Source organism: Prochlorococcus sp. MIT2308 (assembly GCF_059772345.1).
This window is the reverse complement of sequence record NZ_CM186283.1, coordinates 739,840-756,687: the sequence shown is the minus strand read 5'-3', so window position 1 is coordinate 756,687 and position 16,848 is coordinate 739,840. Positions and strand designations below refer to the sequence as shown.

Sequence of the window (16,848 nt, the reverse complement as noted above, 5' to 3'; positions counted from 1 at the left end):
GTATGACCAGTCTCCCATTTAAAGGTATAACCCAGTTGTATATTTACCAGTTTCTTCTGGATTTTAATAGAGATTTATTATGCAAGAAAGGGAACAATGGAGATCAGGACTGGGATTCGCACTTGCCGCGGCCGGAAGTGCTGTAGGCCTTGGAAATCTTTGGGGCTTTGCTTATAGGTCATCTCAAGGCGGTGGACTTGCTTTTCTTATCCTTTATATATTGGTTGTTTTAGTTGTTTGCCTTCCTGTCTTAGTTGCAGAGATGGTCTTGGGGAGAAGCACTGCAAGTAGTCCTTTCCTTGCTCCCATCAAAGCTGCTGGAGAGAATTGGAAGCCTCTAGGTTGGTTGTTTGCAATAGCTTCTTGTGGAATTCTTTCTTATTACGCAGTGATAATGGGATGGACAATTGATACTTTTTTCCATGCCTTGTTCGTCGGCCTACCCTCCGATATGACGGAGGCGGGAGAATTTTTTGGTAAAATTAGCAGTGGTAATAGTGTATTTGTAGGTCAAATAATCAGCTTATTGTTAACTGCTTTTGTTGTTGTTGCTGGCGTTCGTGGAGGCATAGAAAAACTAACAAAATGGGCAATGCCATTTTTATTTGGACTCCTTTTGTTGTTAGCTATTTGGGCTGCAACTTTATCTGGGGCATGGGAAGGATATACATCATTTTTACTTAAATGGGATTCATCTCAACTTTTTGATAAAAACACAATAAGTAATGCATTTAAACAAGCTTTCTTTTCTTTAAGTTTGGGTATTGGGATTATGGTTGCCTATTCTTCATATCTAAACCGTAAAAATCATCTTCCTAAAGAAGCTTTGAGAGTTGCAACTTTGGATACTGCTGTTGGTTTACTTGCCGGGTTGATTACATTCCCTGTCGTTATGAGTTTTGGTTTGAAAGATGTTATCAGTGAATCAACTGTTGGGACTTTATTTATTGCTCTCCCAACTGGATTTGCGAATCTTGGATTGCTTGGGAGATTGATTGCTGCCGTTTTCTTTGGATTGGCGTTTATAGCTGCTATTACTTCTTCTATTTCATTAATGGAAGTACCAGTATCTTCTTTAATGGACAGATTGAATTGGAGTAGGAAAAAGGCCGTTTGGACTTCAACATTATTGATTTTCTTGATTGGAATACCGTCTGCTATTTCTACAGACTTTTTAGGTAAGTCCGATGCTATCTGTAATACACTCTTGATATTAGGTGGTCTTCTAATTTCAATTCTTTTGGGTTGGATTGTTCCAAATCGTTATGATGAAGATCTTGCAAATTCTAATGCTAATTTAAGAGTTAGAAGGTATCTAAAGTTTATGCTGCGCTGGGTGTCTCCACCAGTTATTGCTATAGGACTTTATTTAACAGTCTTATCTACAATGGAAACATTTGCTTAATCTGAAATTTGTTTCCATTCAGTAACCCCTTTTGGTTTATCAATTAAATCAATTCCAATATTTTTCAAATCATCTCTTATTTTGTCAGCGAGTAAAAAGTCTTTATTAGCTTTTGCTAAGGATCTATTCTTGATAAGTTCTTCAATTTTATTAGTGTCAATTTCAGTATCGTTTTTTGTTTCTTCTTGATTTAAATTTACTTTTAAGCCCAGAACTCCTGCCAACTCACAGAGTAGTTCCCATTTATTAAAAACTTGATTTAAAATATCTTCGTCAACTTCATTGATATCTTTTTCTTTTAATAAATTTAGGCACTTTCTAATAGGTTGAGATAATTCAAAAAGTATAGATAAAGCTCCAGATGTATTTAGGTCGTCATCCATATATTTTTCAAAGTCTGATAATAATTTAAATGAATCTTTATCAAGTTTACTGTTGGCAGATCTTTTTATCGGTTCATCTAGGTTGATTTCGTTTTTGGCTTGATCTTTAATCTTATAAATATAACCAAAAGACAGGCAATTATTTAATCTTTCCCAACCTTTTGAAGCTGCTTTTAGCGCTTCTTCAGTAAAATCTAGAGGCTTTCGATAATTAGTTTGTAATACAAAAAATCTCAAAGTCATAGGTGAAATTCCTTCATCTAATAAAGACCTAATGGTTGTAAAATTCCCTAGTGATTTACTCATCTTTTCACCTCCCACATTAACCATTCCATTGTGAAGCCAGTATTTTGCTAACTCTTTCCCATTACAGGCTTCAGATTGAGCTATTTCATTCTCATGATGAGGAAATATAAGGTCTGATCCACCAAGGTGAATATCAATACTTTCTCCTAATTCTTGTTTAACCATAGCTGAACACTCAATATGCCAACCTGGTCTGCCGTTTCCCCAAGGCGAAGAGTAACTAACCTCACCTGATTTGGACTTTTTCCAGAGAGCAAAATCAAGTGAGTTCTTTTTACTTTCTTTTTGATTTGTTTTTAATCTACCTGCTGCATTATCTATCTGATCCTCAATTTCTCTTCCACTAAGTTTCCCATAATTTTTATGTTTATCTACTGAAAAATAAACATCACCATTTGATGAGTAAGCTATTTTTTTTTGCTCTAATTCTTCTATGAAATTAATAATTTGATGGAGGCATTTTGTTGCTCTTGGCATGCTACTTGGTCTAAGAATGGAGAGAGAATCCATGTCTTTATGAAAATCATCAATATTTCTTTCACTTAATTCATCAGTAGAACACCCTTCTTTATTTGCTCGATTAATAATTTTGTCATCAATATCAGTGAAGTTTTGTACAAAATTAACTTCAAATCCTTTCCAAATTAAAAACCGTCTTAATACATCCCAATTAAGATAACTTCTTGCATGACCAAGATGACAAAGATCATAAACAGTTACTCCACAACAATATATTTTAACTTGATTAGGATTTATAGAAATAAAATCCTCTTTCTTTTTGGATAAGGTGTTTGTGAATTTTAGGGACAATTTCTTAGATAAAAATGTGAAAAATTATTGAATTTATCAGCAACTATTTTGCCTCCATCCAATTTACTCCAACGCCAGTTTCAACTATAAGAGGGACGCTAAGTTTTACAGCATTTTCCATAGTGTTTCGAACAAGGAGTTTTGTTTCCTCCAAATCTTTGGGATCAACTTCTAGCACGAGTTCATCATGCACTTGAAGTAGAATTTTCGCTGCCAATCCAGTCTTTCTTAAAGCTGAATGCAATTGAATCATTGCTAGCTTAATTATGTCTGCACTTGAGCCTTGAATAGGTGCGTTTGCTGCGGCTCTTAATTGTTGTGCTTCCATACCTGCTCTTCGGGCCGTAGTTAAATCAATTTCATTTGGTGGAGTTCCCAGAAGTCTTCCAAGCCCATTTTTATTGAAATGAAAATAACGTCTTCTCCCTAGCAATGTTTCAACAAACCCCTGGCTTAGGGCAAGTCTTTCTTGATATTCTAAAAATTTAAAAACGGCTGGATAACGTTCTTTGAATTTACTTAAAAAATATTTTGCTTCTATTAATGAAACGCCCGTTGATCTTGCAAACCTTTGAGCCCCCATACCATAAATAACCCCAAAATTTATTGTTTTTCCTATTCTTCTTTCATTGGCGTCGATAGCCTCTTTTTCAAATAAAATTTTGGCTGTTAAAGAGTGGACATCCTCATTTTTTAAATAAGCATTTTTTAGTACTTCTTCACCTGAAAGGTGTGTGAGTATACGAAGTTCAATTTGTGAATAGTCTGCACTTAGAAGTTTCCAATCTTTTTGCGGAAGAAAAGCTTTTCTTATTCGTCTACTAAATTCAGTTCTAACAGGGATATTTTGGAGATTTGGATTGCTGCTACTTAACCTTCCAGTAGCGGTTACGGCTTGATTGAAATCAGTATGTACTCTGCCCGTTTCTTTTTCAATAAGCTGAGGCAAAGCATCTACATAAGTATTAAGCAACTTACTTATAGTGCGATGTTCAATAATCATTTTTATTATTGGATGGTCTGATTCCAGCTTTTCCAATACACCTGCATCTGTACTCCATCCTGTTTTTGTCTTTCTTGATTTTTTCCTATCTAAATCAAGCTTCTCAAAAAGTAGTTCACCTAATTGTTTAGGTGATGAAAGGTTAAACTCATTTCCTGCAATCTTATAAACTTCCTCCTCAATACTTCTTAATGTGTCTGTTAGCTCTAAGGATAAATCTTTTAGATAAGGTGTATCAATAATGATACCTGTAGATTCAATTTCCGCTAAAACCTGCTCAAGTGGTTGTTCAATTTCTTTGAGTAACTTTATTAATTTCGTACTTGTACTTTTTAACCTTTCAATATAAATTATTGCTAATTTTCTTGTTAAATAAACATCCATTCCGCAGTATATACTTGCAGACTTAATGTCAACAGAAGAAAAGTCTTCTCCTTTTTTGACAACATCAGAAAAACTTTTGGGCTTAAAGCCAAATTCTCTATAGGCAATTTCATCTAAACTATGCTTAAGAGTTGCATCGCATATGTAGTCAGCAAGTAAAGTATCAATTACAACGCCATTTAATATAATTCCATGTCTTAGCAATATCAGTCTGTCGTATTTTGCATTCTGTAGGGTTTTAGGATTTTCCTTGCTAGAGAACCAATCCTGAAGTGCATAGATAACTTCTTCAATCTTTAATTGACTGATATGATTCTTTTCTATTAAATCTTCTTCTTTATTGAGGTGTCCTATTGGTATATAAACTATATCTTTTAATGATTCACCATAACAAAAGCCTAGGCCAACAAGTTCAGCTTTAAAAGGATTCAAACTCGTTGTTTCTGTATCAATTGCTATTGGTTTCTTCTCATCTTTATGCTTCATTATTTGTGAAACAAAATTATTAAGTTCTTCCAAGTTGTCTATAATTTTAGGTTCTACCTGAGGAATCTCTTCTATTTCATTATTCTCACTATTATTATTAACTTGTTTAATTTCTTTCGATGAGAGATTAGTGTCTTGTTCTGATAATTCTTCATTAGAAAATAGAGCTTTAAAAGTTGAAATTTGTTTTAATAAACTATGTAACTCAAGTTTTTCAAGGTTTTCAGCTAACTTTGATTCATTAATACCCTCTAAGTTATGATCTATGTTTCGATTTATAGGGATTTTAATTAAAATTTCTGCAAGTTTTTTTGAGAGATACGCATTATCTTTATCTGCTTTTAGTTTTAACCTAACTGCTCCTTTTATGGCTCCACGTTTCGCTTTATCGCCTTCTTTCTCGAGCTCTTGGAGTGTTTTATAGACTCCATCAAGATCATTATTTTCGTTTAAAAGATTTATTGCTGTTTTTGGACCAACTCCTTTGACTCCTGGAATATTATCTGAGCTATCACCAGTTAGGGCTTTCAAATCTATTACTTTATTTGGATTCACTCCTAGTTTCTCCCTTACTCCTTCTTCGTTAATCAGATTAGGATTTCCGCTTTTTGCGTAAGGACCACCCCCCATGTACAAGACAGCTATGTCTCTTGCATCATCTACTAATTGGAATAAGTCTCTATCTCCAGAGAGTATTCTGACACTCCAACCTTTTTCAGCAGCATCATTGGCAAGTGTTCCTAAGACATCATCTGCTTCATATCCAGGAGCTTTGCATATTGAAAGATTGAGACTTTCTTTGAGAATTTTTTCAAGCTTGTCTAAATCTTGAAAAAATATGTCTGGTGCCACATCTCGATTGGCTTTGTAGTTTGGATCTTCCTTATGGCGAAATGTTGGCTCAGCAGTATCAAAAGCAATTGTGATTCCTTTGGGTTTAATAGTTTTGCAATTGTCTAAAAGACTTTTTAAAAAACCATAAGTAACACTTGTAGGAAATCCATCCTTTGTGGCAAGTCCTCCTTCCCCCCCCTTGCTAAAAGCATAAAAACTTCTGAAAGCTAAAGAATGGCCATCAATTAATAATAAGGTTGGCTTTTTTATTTCTTCCATGAAACATTAATAATGAGATTAATTAATAAATTTATTAATTTTCTCTTTTTTTGGCCCAAGGAGGAAGATTAATAAAAACTTTCTCTCCTGGTTCTAATCCAGATATTATTGCAGTTTTACTACCACTACTTGTACCTAACTCAACTTTTTTAAATGTTGGTTGATTGTTATTTCCAACTACAAGCACTCCTGCTTTTCCTTCTTCCGTGACAATTGCAACAGTTGGAATAAGTGTACTAATCTTTGTTGCACCGGTTTGAAAATTGATGTCAGATGTCATTCCTAGACGTAGATCTTCAGGCCTATTGCTCAACAACAACGTAACTTCAAATGATGTTACGTTGTTGTTTTTGATTGCACTTGGAGAGATTTTGGAAACAACTGCTTTATAACGCTTATCAGGAAAAGCATCTACTCTAATTGTCGCTTCTTGAGCGGTTTTTATTCTTCCAATATCGCTCTCAGGAACTTTCGCAACTATTTCAAGACCTTGTGAGAGTTTGACTATTGATGAGCTTGTAGATCCTCCTTCTCTTGATGAAGAAGCAGAGGTCGTAGGAGTTACGAATGCCCCAGGTACTGCGTATCTGCTTGTTATTACACCTTTAAATGGTGCCCTTATGCTTGTCTCATTCTCTTCAACCTGTATTTGTTTAAATTTAGCTTCGCTTCTTAAAAATCTACTTTTGTATTCTTCATACTCCTCGGCACTTATCGCACCTTCATTGAAAAGCATCTTCCTTCTTAGGTAACTCGCTTTTTGAGTCTCATAATTAGCTTTTATTTCGTCAATTCTAAATTCCAAGTCTCCAAAATCCATTTTTGCAATTAAATCTCCTTTCTTAACTTGATCGCCTTCCTCCACGTAAATTTCAGAAAGTATCCCCTGTCTTTTTGGGCTTACATTTACGCTTTTATTTGCTTTTAGTTCACCACTTGCTGTTATCAAACCAGGTAGGCTCCCGCTTTCTGCTGCAATTGTAAATTCGGTTATGTCTTTGTTCGATCCATCTCCTTGTGCAAGTTTAAAACTAATTCCACCAGCACTTAATACTGAAAGCGCGATTAAGCCTAAAAATTTTTTCTTTTTGAATGTGTTCCAAATCATTTTGTTAAAGTCAAGTTCTCTAGACTTTTAGAAGCTGAGTTATTAAAGAAAAGCTTAAAAACTTTCCTTTTGAGATTTATAACTATATTTTCGCTGCTAAAAGGCACTATTGGGTTTAATTTAGGCAAATTAATCAGCTGGCGTCTTTTCAAAGACCCATTTCAATGCTCAAGGCCGGAATTGTAGGACTCCCAAATGTTGGAAAGTCCACTTTGTTTAATGCTCTTGTTGCTAATGCAAAAGCTCAAGCAGCAAATTTCCCTTTTTGCACGATTGAACCCAATGTTGGCTCTGTTTCAGTACCGGATCAACGTTTGAATTTGCTTGGCGAACTTAGTAACAGCAAGCAAATTATTCCAACTAGGATGGAATTTGTTGATATTGCTGGTCTTGTTAAGGGGGCAAGTAAAGGGGAGGGACTAGGGAATAAATTCTTAGCAAATATAAGGGAGGTTGATGCAATAGTTCATGTGATTAGGTGTTTTAGCGATGATGATGTTGTTCATGTTTCTGGATCAGTAGACCCATCAAGAGATATTGAGATAATCAACTTAGAATTAGCATTATCTGATTTAAATCAGATCGAAAAACGTAGAACTAGATTAAAAAAACAAGTAAGTACTAATAAGGAAGCAAAGTTAGAAGATGAGGTATTGGAAAAATTAAGCAAAGCCTTGGAAAATGAAAATGCAGTGAGAAGTGTTTCATTAACTGATGAAGAAAAAATATTAATTAAACCATTAGGCTTATTAACGGAAAAACCAATTATCTACGCAACTAATCTTGGAGAAGATGAACTTGCGAATGGTAACTCCTTTTCAGATGAGGTAAATACACTGGCAACGAAAGAAGGTTCTGAATGTGTGAAGATTTCAGCTCAAGTTGAGGCTGAGTTAATTGAATTGGGTGAGCAAGAAAGAGATGATTATTTAAATGGTTTAGGAGTTGAAGAAGGAGGTTTAATTAGTCTTATCAAAGCTACATACAGGTTGCTGGGCTTAAGCACTTATTTCACCACAGGAGAAAAAGAAACTAAAGCCTGGACTATTATTGATGGGATGACTGCTCCTCAAGCAGCTGGGGTGATTCATACAGATTTTGAAAAGGGATTTATTCGAGCTCAGACAATTTCATATAAAAGATTACTAGAGGCAGGATCATTAGTGGAAGCTCGAAACAAAGGTTGGCTAAGAAGTGAAGGGAAAGAGTATGTAGTGAATGAAGGAGACGTAATGGAGTTTTTATTCAACGTATAGCAGTTCAGTCATACCAAGGGTTCTCAGCATTCTCAATAGAGCCTTGTCTAACTTTTTTGTCTAACTTTTTAGCTGTTTTTATTAAAAATATCTCGTTTAGTTAGTTATCTTTTTGATAAGGAGAGTATTAATAAGCGGTTCGTAATACTGAATTAATAAGGCTGATAAAGTCCTGGAGATCTATATGGCCTGTATGGTTGTTGTATAGGAGCTTTATAGCCTGGTTGATACTGCTGTTTGAATTGTTGATTCTGTCTTTGATTGTATTGATATTGATTATTTAAATTTCTTTGAGTCTGTCGTTGAAATTGATTCTGAGCAGGACCTGGATAAGATTGATTATTACCTCCTGCACCTGCAAGTCCACGAATTAGTTTTCCTGCGAATCCATTACCTTTTCGTTGACCTTTTTTATTATTTTTCTTTGTTGGAGAGTTATAAGTAGTCACTGAAGTATTTCTATTCTGACTTGCTAATTTATTCAAAGCAATATTCTTCATTTTGTTGAGGCCTGCAATCCATTTGCTATCTGTAAAAAGTTTAAGAGCTTCATTATAATCTGCAATTGCACCAGAATAATCCTTAAGATTAAGCTGTTTAATCGTCCCCATATTGAAATAAGCCCATCTGTGAAAATAATTATCTTTAGGTGTAATTTCTATAGTCCTTTTATAATCAGCAATTGCTCCATAATAATCTTTTAATTCTTCTTTAATCTTTGCTCTTCTATCAAGCATTAATTCCTGATCATAAACTAATACATAATTATCAAGAGGTGCCAACTCTATGGCTTTATTAATATCACTAAGAGCACTATTTAAATCACCCAACTCCTGCTTGGCAGATGATCTGCCGTAATATGCTGATGAACGCTCAGGAAATATTTTAATTGCAATTGTATAATCATTTAGCGATCTTTCCCAATCTTCATTGGCTTGGTAAAACAAGCCTCTCGAAGTATGTAAGGCATGCTGATTTGGAAGAATCTTAATAGCTTTTGTTGCATCCAAAATAGCTCCTAAATAGTCACCTTGTTTAAACTTAATCCAGGAAAGATCATGCAATTCATTAGCCTTTTCCTTTGGGTTTATATTCTCTTCGTATGAAGTAAGACTTTCATTGTCGGGAGCATTTTTCAAGCAATCTGTATAAACATCATGAAAATGAGCCGAACCTGAATAAGAATTCGCCTCTTCCATGCAAAAAGTATGAGCAGGGTTGGCGGCCTTTACCTCATTTACAGGTAATCCGAGAGACAGCAGTAAAGGTGCAAGTATTAGACGTTTCATTTGATCAGCTTTCTCTTTTGAACAATACAAGCTAAAGAAAGTTTATTGATGATTTTCAGCTGACACTAGATTGTCTAGTTTTATAAATGGATTCTTTATGCTCTCGTCTGGTTTTCTAACTTTGTCTAACTTTTTAGCGTTTATGTCTAACCCTGTTTTTTAGCTGTAATCAATTGGTATAACTTGACGTGATGGAGTTTTTATTCAACGTATAAGCGTCCAGTTATAGCAGGGGTTCTCAAAGGTTAGAAGAAGTTCAATTATAACTTTGTTCTAACTTTTAAGCATGCTTTGTTGGTGAAGTCCTTAATTGATAAATCATAGAAAATGATTTAATAATTGCTGGAAGGAATCGATTTTTATCGAGAAAATATAGATATACTAGTAGAAGTATGAAAAAGAAGATGAAGAGTGAAGACAAGTCTCAGCTGAACATTAAGATTGATCCGAAACTCTTGCTTAGATTGAAGTCTAAGGCAATTAAGAGTGGAAAAACACTAACAGCTTTTGTGACTGAGCTACTAGAACAAGGCTCCACTAAAGTGAGAGACGACTTTGATATTCTTGAAAAGAGACTACAAAAAATAGAAGAACATCTCAATCTAACCGATAATTTTTCTTCTGATAAAGAAAAAGAGGTAGATCAATGTAATAGTATTTTTTCTGATAGTGGAGCAAAAATATACGGTGAAGTTGCTAGAGAATTATTTGAATTACATCGGAAAGAAAAAAAACTTTCTATGAATGATGCCTTAGGAGAGTTATCTAATTGTCTTAAGAATTACGATAGTTATCCCGAATTAGTCTCTCAAATCCTCTCCGGTAATCACAAGTTAACAGGCTTAGAAATGACAAATGCCTATAGAAATGGATCTTGTGGAATGAGAAGTGCTCTGCATGAATGGACAAATAGCTCTTTAGAACCATTAAATGAAGCTTTTTTAAATGCGGTGGATGCGAAAAAACTTGTATGACAGCAGATTGATCGATCTACTGCAAATTTCTTTTGCCAATAGAAACGTTCTAACTTCGTTCTACTTTTCTAACTTACGTCTAACCGCGATTTTTGCTCGTAATCAACTGGTATGACTGGACGCTAAGGAGTTTTTATTCAACGTCTAGAAATTTATTGATACCAATGCATTTCGGATCCTTTAATTATTCCCTATTTTAATTTTATTCTAACTTTTGAGTTGATTTTCTATAGGTGTTTACATCCTAATTGTTCAAAAGCCTCTTTAATTAACCAAAACCAGTCATTTCAGTAAAGAGAGTTTTATTCTCATCTGATTCAGAAAAACCTAAGAGAACTTCATACCGTGTTTCATCGCCACTATTGAGTTGACCTAACCAATAGTTCAGCCCACTTGTATCAGGTAATCTTCCCAGAACATTTTGATAGAGATTGTTGAGATAAATAGTGTCAGAGACATTTTCTCCATAACGTTGCTTGAACTCTGCAGAAACTAAGAATGAAGATGCTACTGCTCGTTCATCATTTTCCCCAGAACTATATTTTTCAATCCAATACTTCAATCCATCAGCATCAGGAAGACGCTTAAAGGCAGCGTTATAGAGACGGAACATTTTTGCATCATCAGTTTCTAAACCAGTGACTTGATCAAACGTACCTTTTATATCAATAATGGCGCTAACGTTTCTAAAGGAACTTGTTGATGCTTCTCCAGTAAAGGTTAATAAGGGAAGTCCTGTGATGTCGTCATACCCAGAGTTGGTTTTAATTTGATAGACACCATTGCCTTTGTTGTAGAACTTGTAATCACTAAACTCACCGCTATAGGTTTTAACGATATCTACTTTGGATTCCTCTACGGTTTGATCGGTGAATTGAATGTATTCAATATTAGAGAGAGTATCTGTCCCATCATTAGCACCTGTTCTTTGATCGGCAATTTTTAAAGAATTGCTTTCTCTTGTAAAGGAATAATCAGAAAACTTTCCAGAATAAATAGAAGTGTCGTTGCCTCCCTCGCCATTAATTGTATCGGAGCCTTCTGAAGCGAAGAAAGTTTCATTGCTACTACTACCAATAAGCTCATCGTTTAAACTACTCCCAGTGTTTGCGATATACCCAGAAAGCCCTTGATTGTTTTCTTTGAAAATTTTTTCCAATTCATTGCTGGAGGGCTTACTAATTACTTTTTTAATATAGTTTTCATACAAGCTATGTCCTAAAGGATTTCCTTCCTTAATCTTGTCGGGAGTTAGGTAATTATCTGACCATTCTGGATCAAGACTGCCTGAATATTTTTCAATATATCCCCACTCAGCAAAGGTTAAAGCGTATTGATATTCAACCATTACTGTTTTCCAGTATGTGAAACTACCCACTCCCATGTTGTTGTAGCTTGAAGCATCAAAAACCCCATTATTAATAGCCTCTTTTGCTGCTTCATAAAGCAAACCAGACAATATTGGCTCCTCTTTTGAGACATCTCCACCGTACTCAGGACTTCTGTCTTCAATGAATAGAAATTGCGCTGGGAAAGCACCTGGTAAAGCAAATCTAACTAGTGTATGGAGTAAATGTTCGAGTACTTCGGTTATTTGAGTGTTAGCTGTTTTCTCTGAATCACCAGAAAGGTTGAATTGCCATATGAAATCGGTAAGACTATGCTTATCATTTGTTAAGTCCCATCCTGAATAATTATCGCCGTTTAACGTAGGAGTGTAGGAATCCATTTCCTCAACTCCTATTCTTTGTAGGGTATTTATAGTTTTTAAATGATTAATAGCTTTAATTTGAGAGTCTGAATCAATAGAGGTGTCTTCTGGGTTGAGTAATAATTTTGTTGTTTGAGCTATCTTTCTAATAAATTCATCTTCTACAGCAATGTTTCCTCCTGTTTCTTTCAAGCCAGCTATTTTGACTCCATAAACTTCTATGTATCTGTTAAAAGGCTCTATCTCTACACTAGTTTCAATTTGATAGCATTTATAAACAGAGTCTAAAGTTCCCATCTTCAAAGTTAAAACTTTATCTTATCTAAAAAATAAATTTGAGTGATTAGTCTCGATCTATCTCAAAAATGGTCTAACTTTTTCAGCTGTTTTCATTAAAGATTTCTAGTCTGGCCACCCCTAATTTGAATAGAACTTTTTGCCTCTAAGAAGTGAATTTAATAGGTGTATGCACTTTATTTGAATCAATGTTACTTCATGATGAATATTTGATTACGTGCCAAAGCAATATTTGCTGTGAAGAAGTTATGAAAAAAAGTTATTAATATATAACTTCGACTTCTTAGAAAATCAGATGAAAGGTTTCAAAGATTTTCATAAAATGATTAATAATTTGAGTGATGAAAATCTGTCAGAGCTATGTGAGCGGTTTCTTACTGATCACGATTCAGCAATGAAAATGTTGTCTAAGTATTGTAAAGATTTTGGATTGACTTTCGATAATACAGAAATTAAAGATCATATGTCTAGTATGCATAGTAATGGTGACTTTGATAATGTTGTTTGTTTTGGAATTGAATTATCAGAAAATCAGTTGTATAAAAAGTTTCATCCTGATTAGAGTATTACCCTCTTCTTAATCTCTTAGAATTTTGATTGATATCGTTCAAATCTTGTTTAGTTTTTTCTCTGCTCTAAGTTAATTTTAGATTGTGATAAATGATAAGAATGGAATTTTCGTTTTTTAATGAAAAAAATAAAAAAGCTGCAAATAATTTGCAGCTTTAATTAATAATTTTGATTTTTTTGAATATTCTTGAATTAAATGGTGTTTACTTTTAACCAAATAAAGCTGAAGCTACGCCAGCTACAGCTATTACTATTCCACCCCATTTGATTACAGGCTGACCCTTGTCATAGGTATTCGATACTAGGATTGCAGCGAGAAGAATTTCTACAAGGTTTTCGTTAATCATGGGTCGAAGCCAAAATAGTAGTTGTTTATACTTTTTTAGCTGATCCTTGTCTAATGGGCAACTAATATTAAGCATTTATCAGACTGATTTGTAATTTCTTCTATGGTTGAAAACTATCGTCTAATGATTCAATTTAACTAAGAAAATTACCTTAATTTATAAATAATTTTACTCTTACTGCTTAGTTTGCCTCTTGTGCCTATCCCTTGTGTAGAGGCAGAACCTCTACGATTTCTAAAGTAATGATAATTGGGAGAAACCTTTTTGTTTCCTTTTTAAGCAATGCATAACTTGAAAAAAAGCAAAAAAAAAGCCCTCTAAAAGAGGGCTTTGAAAAAATCAAGTTAAAGACTTAACCGATTGCAGGTGCAACAAGAGCTACAGAAGTAGACTCAGCAGCTGCTAGGTCAAGTGGGAAGTTGTGAGCATTACGCTCATGCATTACTTCCATACCAAGGTTTGCACGGTTAAGTACGTCACCCCAGGTTGGTACAACCTTGCCTGAAGTATCTACAACAGACTGGTTGAAGTTGAAGCCGTTCAAGTTGAAAGCCATGGTGCAGATGCCCATAGATGTCAACCAAACACAAATTACTGGCCATGAAGCCAAGAAGAAGTGAAGGCTACGGCTGTTGTTGAAGCTTGCATATTGGAAGATCAAACGACCGAAGTAGCCATGAGCTGCAACGATGTTGTATGTCTCTTCTTCTTGTCCAAACTTGTAACCGTAGTTCTGTGAATCAAGTCCTGTGGTCTCACGGATAAGTGATGAAGTAACCAAAGAACCGTGCATTGCAGAGAACAAAGCACCACCGAACATACCTGCTACACCAGCCATATGGAATGGGTGCATCAAGATGTTGTGCTCAGCCTGGAAAACGAACATGAAGTTGAATGTTCCAGAAATTCCTAGAGGCATACCATCAGAGAATGAACCCTGACCGAATGGGTAAACAAGGAATACAGCGAAAGCTGCTGATACAGGAGCTGAGTAAGCAACACAGATCCATGGGCGCATACCTAAACGGTATGAAAGCTCCCACTGACGTCCCATGTATGCAGAGATACCAATAAGGAAGTGGAAGATTACAAGCTGGTAAGGGCCACCGTTGTATAGCCACTCATCAAGAGTTGCTGCTTCCCAGATTGGGTAGAAGTGAAGGCCGATAGCGTTACTTGAAGGAACAACAGCACCAGAAATGATGTTGTTTCCATACATGAATGAACCAGCTACTGGCTCACGGATACCGTCGATATCAACTGGAGGAGCAGCGATAAATGCAACGATGAAACAAGTTGTTGCCGCAAGAAGGCAAGGGATCATCAATACACCGAACCAACCGACATAAATACGGTTGTTGGTGGAAGTAACCCACTCGCAGAATTGTGGCCAACCTTTGAGCAACGAAGAACGCTGCTGCTGAATGGTGGTCATGAATAAGAGCGTTAAGTATTTGCTCAGGTGAGCAATAGGTAAGATCAGAAAAAATCTGACAATAGAAATTTAGCTTCTTAATCAGATAACAAGGTTGGGTAACCCCCCCCCCAATTTCATTATTTCTTATAAGGATTCCTAGTTAAGAAAATAGATATTTCTTATGTTATTAGCTTTACTAATAAATTTAATCACCCATAATCAAAACAAATTATTATTTCTCAATTTTTTCATCTCAAGCTACAAAAAAACGTTGCGGACAAATAACTATTCACTCAATTATTACTAGGACCATTTGCCCTGGCTAAATTGAAAGCTTAGATTTGAATTTACTATACTCTCTAGTATTTATATATTAATACTAGAGGTTTTTTTAAGGTCTTAAATCTTTTGTAAAGTCAATCTTGAAGCCTGATATAAGATGAGTATAGTTGCTATTAAAGTTGAGATTAAATGACCAAAAGTCAGTTTAATATTAAGATCTCAAAAGACTTGTTAAGCAAAATAAAGAAACAGGCAATGATGTCTGGAAAAAGCTTAACCGAACATATTACTGATCTAGTAACTAAATCTTTATCAGAGAATGATTTTCCAGAATCAGACGAATTTCACAATGGAAGGCTTAAGGCTTTAGAACAAAGGTTGTTGAACATTGAATCAATAGTTAGTAATCGTGAATACTTAAGTCAAAAGCTAAAGCCATTTACCAACCCAGAAGCAGTTAACTGCACAAGGTTTATGAAAGGATTATTTGACAAAGAAGTTGAAAAAAGAAAGTTTGTTGATAAAAATCAAGCCTTTGATGACTTTTTCAATCATCTACTAAATTATGTTCGAATAGATCATTTCCCGACTGAACGATTGAGGGAAGTGATGCTTAATGAAAAACCTGATCCTTGGACAGGCAAAGAACTTAATGATTTGGCTAGAGACAACAAATGTAATTGTCCAATTAGAAAAGGTTTAATTGATTGGACTGGAAAATTTAACTGTCCTTCGCAGCAGGAAATTTGTGAAAAAGGAGAAAAACTACTTGCATCCATCTAATTGTGGTTAAGTATCGTTAATGAGATCTTTACTGACATCCCATAATCTTTTTCTTGAAAGATGATTTAGAGCTTTTGGGGCATTTCTGCATACCTTCGGGCCCCCTCTGAAGTTAAATTTTGGACCATACTGTTGGCCTCCCCTCACGCCAGGCAAGGTTGCTGCTGCTATTTGAGGAAGTGCGCCCATTTTGGCGCTTTGAAATATTGGATCCATTAATTTGTACGCAGTTTTTTCTTGCCATGATTGATTCGCTTCAACAGATTTTGACTGTAAGTTTGTACGAGCTAGTCCAGGATGAGCCAATAAAGAAATAACTTTCGAGTTGCTCATCTCAAGTTTTAAATTAAGTTCCAGACCAAACATTACGTTGGCAAGTTTACTTTGCGCATATGAAGACCAACGATCATATTTAAGTTTTCCTTGCAAGTCTTCCCAATAAATATCACCCAAATATTGAACTCCTGAGGTGACGGTTACAACTCTGGAATCTCTGGTATGTTTCAATAAAGGCAATAATTCAAGGGTTAATGACATGTGAGCAAGGTGATTAACGGCAAATTGTATTTCTAATCCTTGCTTGCTAAGAGTAAAAGGTGGAGCCATTATACCGGCATTGTTTATAATTACATCTATATGATTAAATTTCTTTTTAATCTTGTTTGATGCATTTTTTACATTAATTAGATCAGATAAATCTAATTCAATAAGTTCTATATCACCAGTGTAATTGTACTTTGAAAGTTCTTCCTTAGCTCTTTCACCTTTGATTAAGTCTCTACAACACATGATTACAGTTGCACCTTTCTCCAGGAGGAATTTAGATGTCTCATAGCCAAGTCCACTATTAGCGCCAGTTATTAAGAATATTTTTTTCTTTTGCGATGATATTAAGCTTAATTCAACTTTCATTGATCTAAATTT

13 protein-coding genes are annotated in these 16,848 nt (G+C 35.0%); 5 read left to right on the top strand and 8 right to left on the bottom strand.

Annotated features, from left to right (window positions below):
* Nucleotides 1-79: 79 nt before the first annotated feature.
* Nucleotides 80-1,405 carry a sodium-dependent transporter gene (locus tag AC6EIW_RS04630; RefSeq protein ID WP_498521403.1) on the top strand — a complete coding sequence of 442 codons (1,326 nt, stop codon included), beginning with the start codon at nt 80-82 and terminating at the stop codon, nt 1,403-1,405.
* Here the strand turns inward: AC6EIW_RS04630 and cysS are convergent.
* The 3 genes from cysS to AC6EIW_RS04615 are packed head-to-tail and all read right to left on the bottom strand — an operon-like array spanning nt 1,402 to nt 6,998.
* A complete protein-coding gene (gene cysS / locus AC6EIW_RS04625; protein ID WP_498521402.1) occupies nt 1,402-2,904 on the bottom strand; it encodes a cysteine--tRNA ligase in 1,503 nt (500 codons plus the stop codon). The genes AC6EIW_RS04630 and cysS overlap by 4 nt on opposite strands.
* A gap of 43 nt (nt 2,905-2,947) precedes the next feature.
* On the bottom strand, nt 2,948-5,890 hold the full coding sequence (gene polA, locus AC6EIW_RS04620) for a DNA polymerase I (RefSeq protein ID WP_498521401.1): 2,943 nt from the start codon (nt 5,888-5,890) through the stop codon (nt 2,948-2,950).
* 34 nt (nt 5,891-5,924) lie between these two features.
* Nucleotides 5,925-6,998, bottom strand: a complete 1,074-nt coding sequence (locus AC6EIW_RS04615) for an efflux RND transporter periplasmic adaptor subunit (RefSeq protein ID WP_498521400.1) — start codon at nt 6,996-6,998, stop codon at nt 5,925-5,927.
* Between the two features lie 164 nt (nt 6,999-7,162).
* Here AC6EIW_RS04615 and ychF point away from each other — a divergent pair, with 164 nt between their 5' ends.
* Nucleotides 7,163-8,254, top strand: a complete 1,092-nt coding sequence (gene ychF, locus AC6EIW_RS04610) for a redox-regulated ATPase YchF (RefSeq protein WP_498521399.1) — start codon at nt 7,163-7,165, stop codon at nt 8,252-8,254.
* 152 nt (nt 8,255-8,406) lie between these two features.
* Here ychF and AC6EIW_RS04605 read toward each other — a convergent pair whose 3' ends face one another.
* A complete protein-coding gene (locus AC6EIW_RS04605; RefSeq protein ID WP_498521398.1) occupies nt 8,407-9,543 on the bottom strand; it encodes a tetratricopeptide repeat protein in 1,137 nt (378 codons plus the stop codon).
* A 404-nt stretch (nt 9,544-9,947) separates the two neighbouring features.
* On the opposite strand from AC6EIW_RS04605, the gene AC6EIW_RS04600 reads away from it, so the two are divergent.
* A complete protein-coding gene (locus AC6EIW_RS04600; protein ID WP_498521397.1) occupies nt 9,948-10,517 on the top strand; it encodes a hypothetical protein in 570 nt (189 codons plus the stop codon).
* 268 nt (nt 10,518-10,785) lie between these two features.
* Here the strand turns inward: AC6EIW_RS04600 and AC6EIW_RS04595 are convergent, their stop codons facing one another.
* Nucleotides 10,786-12,525 (bottom strand): DUF4214 domain-containing protein, encoded by a 1,740-nt coding sequence (locus AC6EIW_RS04595; protein ID WP_498521396.1) that lies wholly within the window; start codon nt 12,523-12,525, stop codon nt 10,786-10,788.
* A 295-nt stretch (nt 12,526-12,820) separates the two neighbouring features.
* Between AC6EIW_RS04595 and AC6EIW_RS04590 the strand changes: the two genes are divergently transcribed.
* Nucleotides 12,821-13,087, top strand: a complete 267-nt coding sequence (locus tag AC6EIW_RS04590; protein WP_498521395.1) for a hypothetical protein — start codon at nt 12,821-12,823, stop codon at nt 13,085-13,087.
* Nucleotides 13,088-13,304: 217 nt separating this feature from the next.
* Here AC6EIW_RS04590 and AC6EIW_RS04585 read toward each other — a convergent pair whose 3' ends face one another.
* Together AC6EIW_RS04585 and psbA are read right to left on the bottom strand one after the other, a co-directional pair.
* Nucleotides 13,305-13,442 carry a hypothetical protein gene (locus tag AC6EIW_RS04585; RefSeq protein ID WP_498492520.1) on the bottom strand — a complete coding sequence of 46 codons (138 nt, stop codon included), beginning with the start codon at nt 13,440-13,442 and terminating at the stop codon, nt 13,305-13,307.
* Nucleotides 13,443-13,794: 352 nt separating this feature from the next.
* A complete protein-coding gene (gene psbA / locus AC6EIW_RS04580; protein WP_011294225.1) occupies nt 13,795-14,877 on the bottom strand; it encodes a photosystem II q(b) protein in 1,083 nt (360 codons plus the stop codon).
* A 453-nt stretch (nt 14,878-15,330) separates the two neighbouring features.
* Here psbA and AC6EIW_RS04575 point away from each other — a divergent pair, with 453 nt between their 5' ends.
* On the top strand, nt 15,331-15,924 hold the full coding sequence (locus AC6EIW_RS04575; RefSeq protein ID WP_498521394.1) for a hypothetical protein: 594 nt from the start codon (nt 15,331-15,333) through the stop codon (nt 15,922-15,924).
* Nucleotides 15,925-15,930: 6 nt separating this feature from the next.
* Here the strand turns inward: AC6EIW_RS04575 and AC6EIW_RS04570 are convergent, their stop codons facing one another.
* Nucleotides 15,931-16,836 carry an oxidoreductase gene (locus AC6EIW_RS04570; RefSeq protein ID WP_498521393.1) on the bottom strand — a complete coding sequence of 302 codons (906 nt, stop codon included), beginning with the start codon at nt 16,834-16,836 and terminating at the stop codon, nt 15,931-15,933.
* Nucleotides 16,837-16,848: the final 12 nt, after the last annotated feature.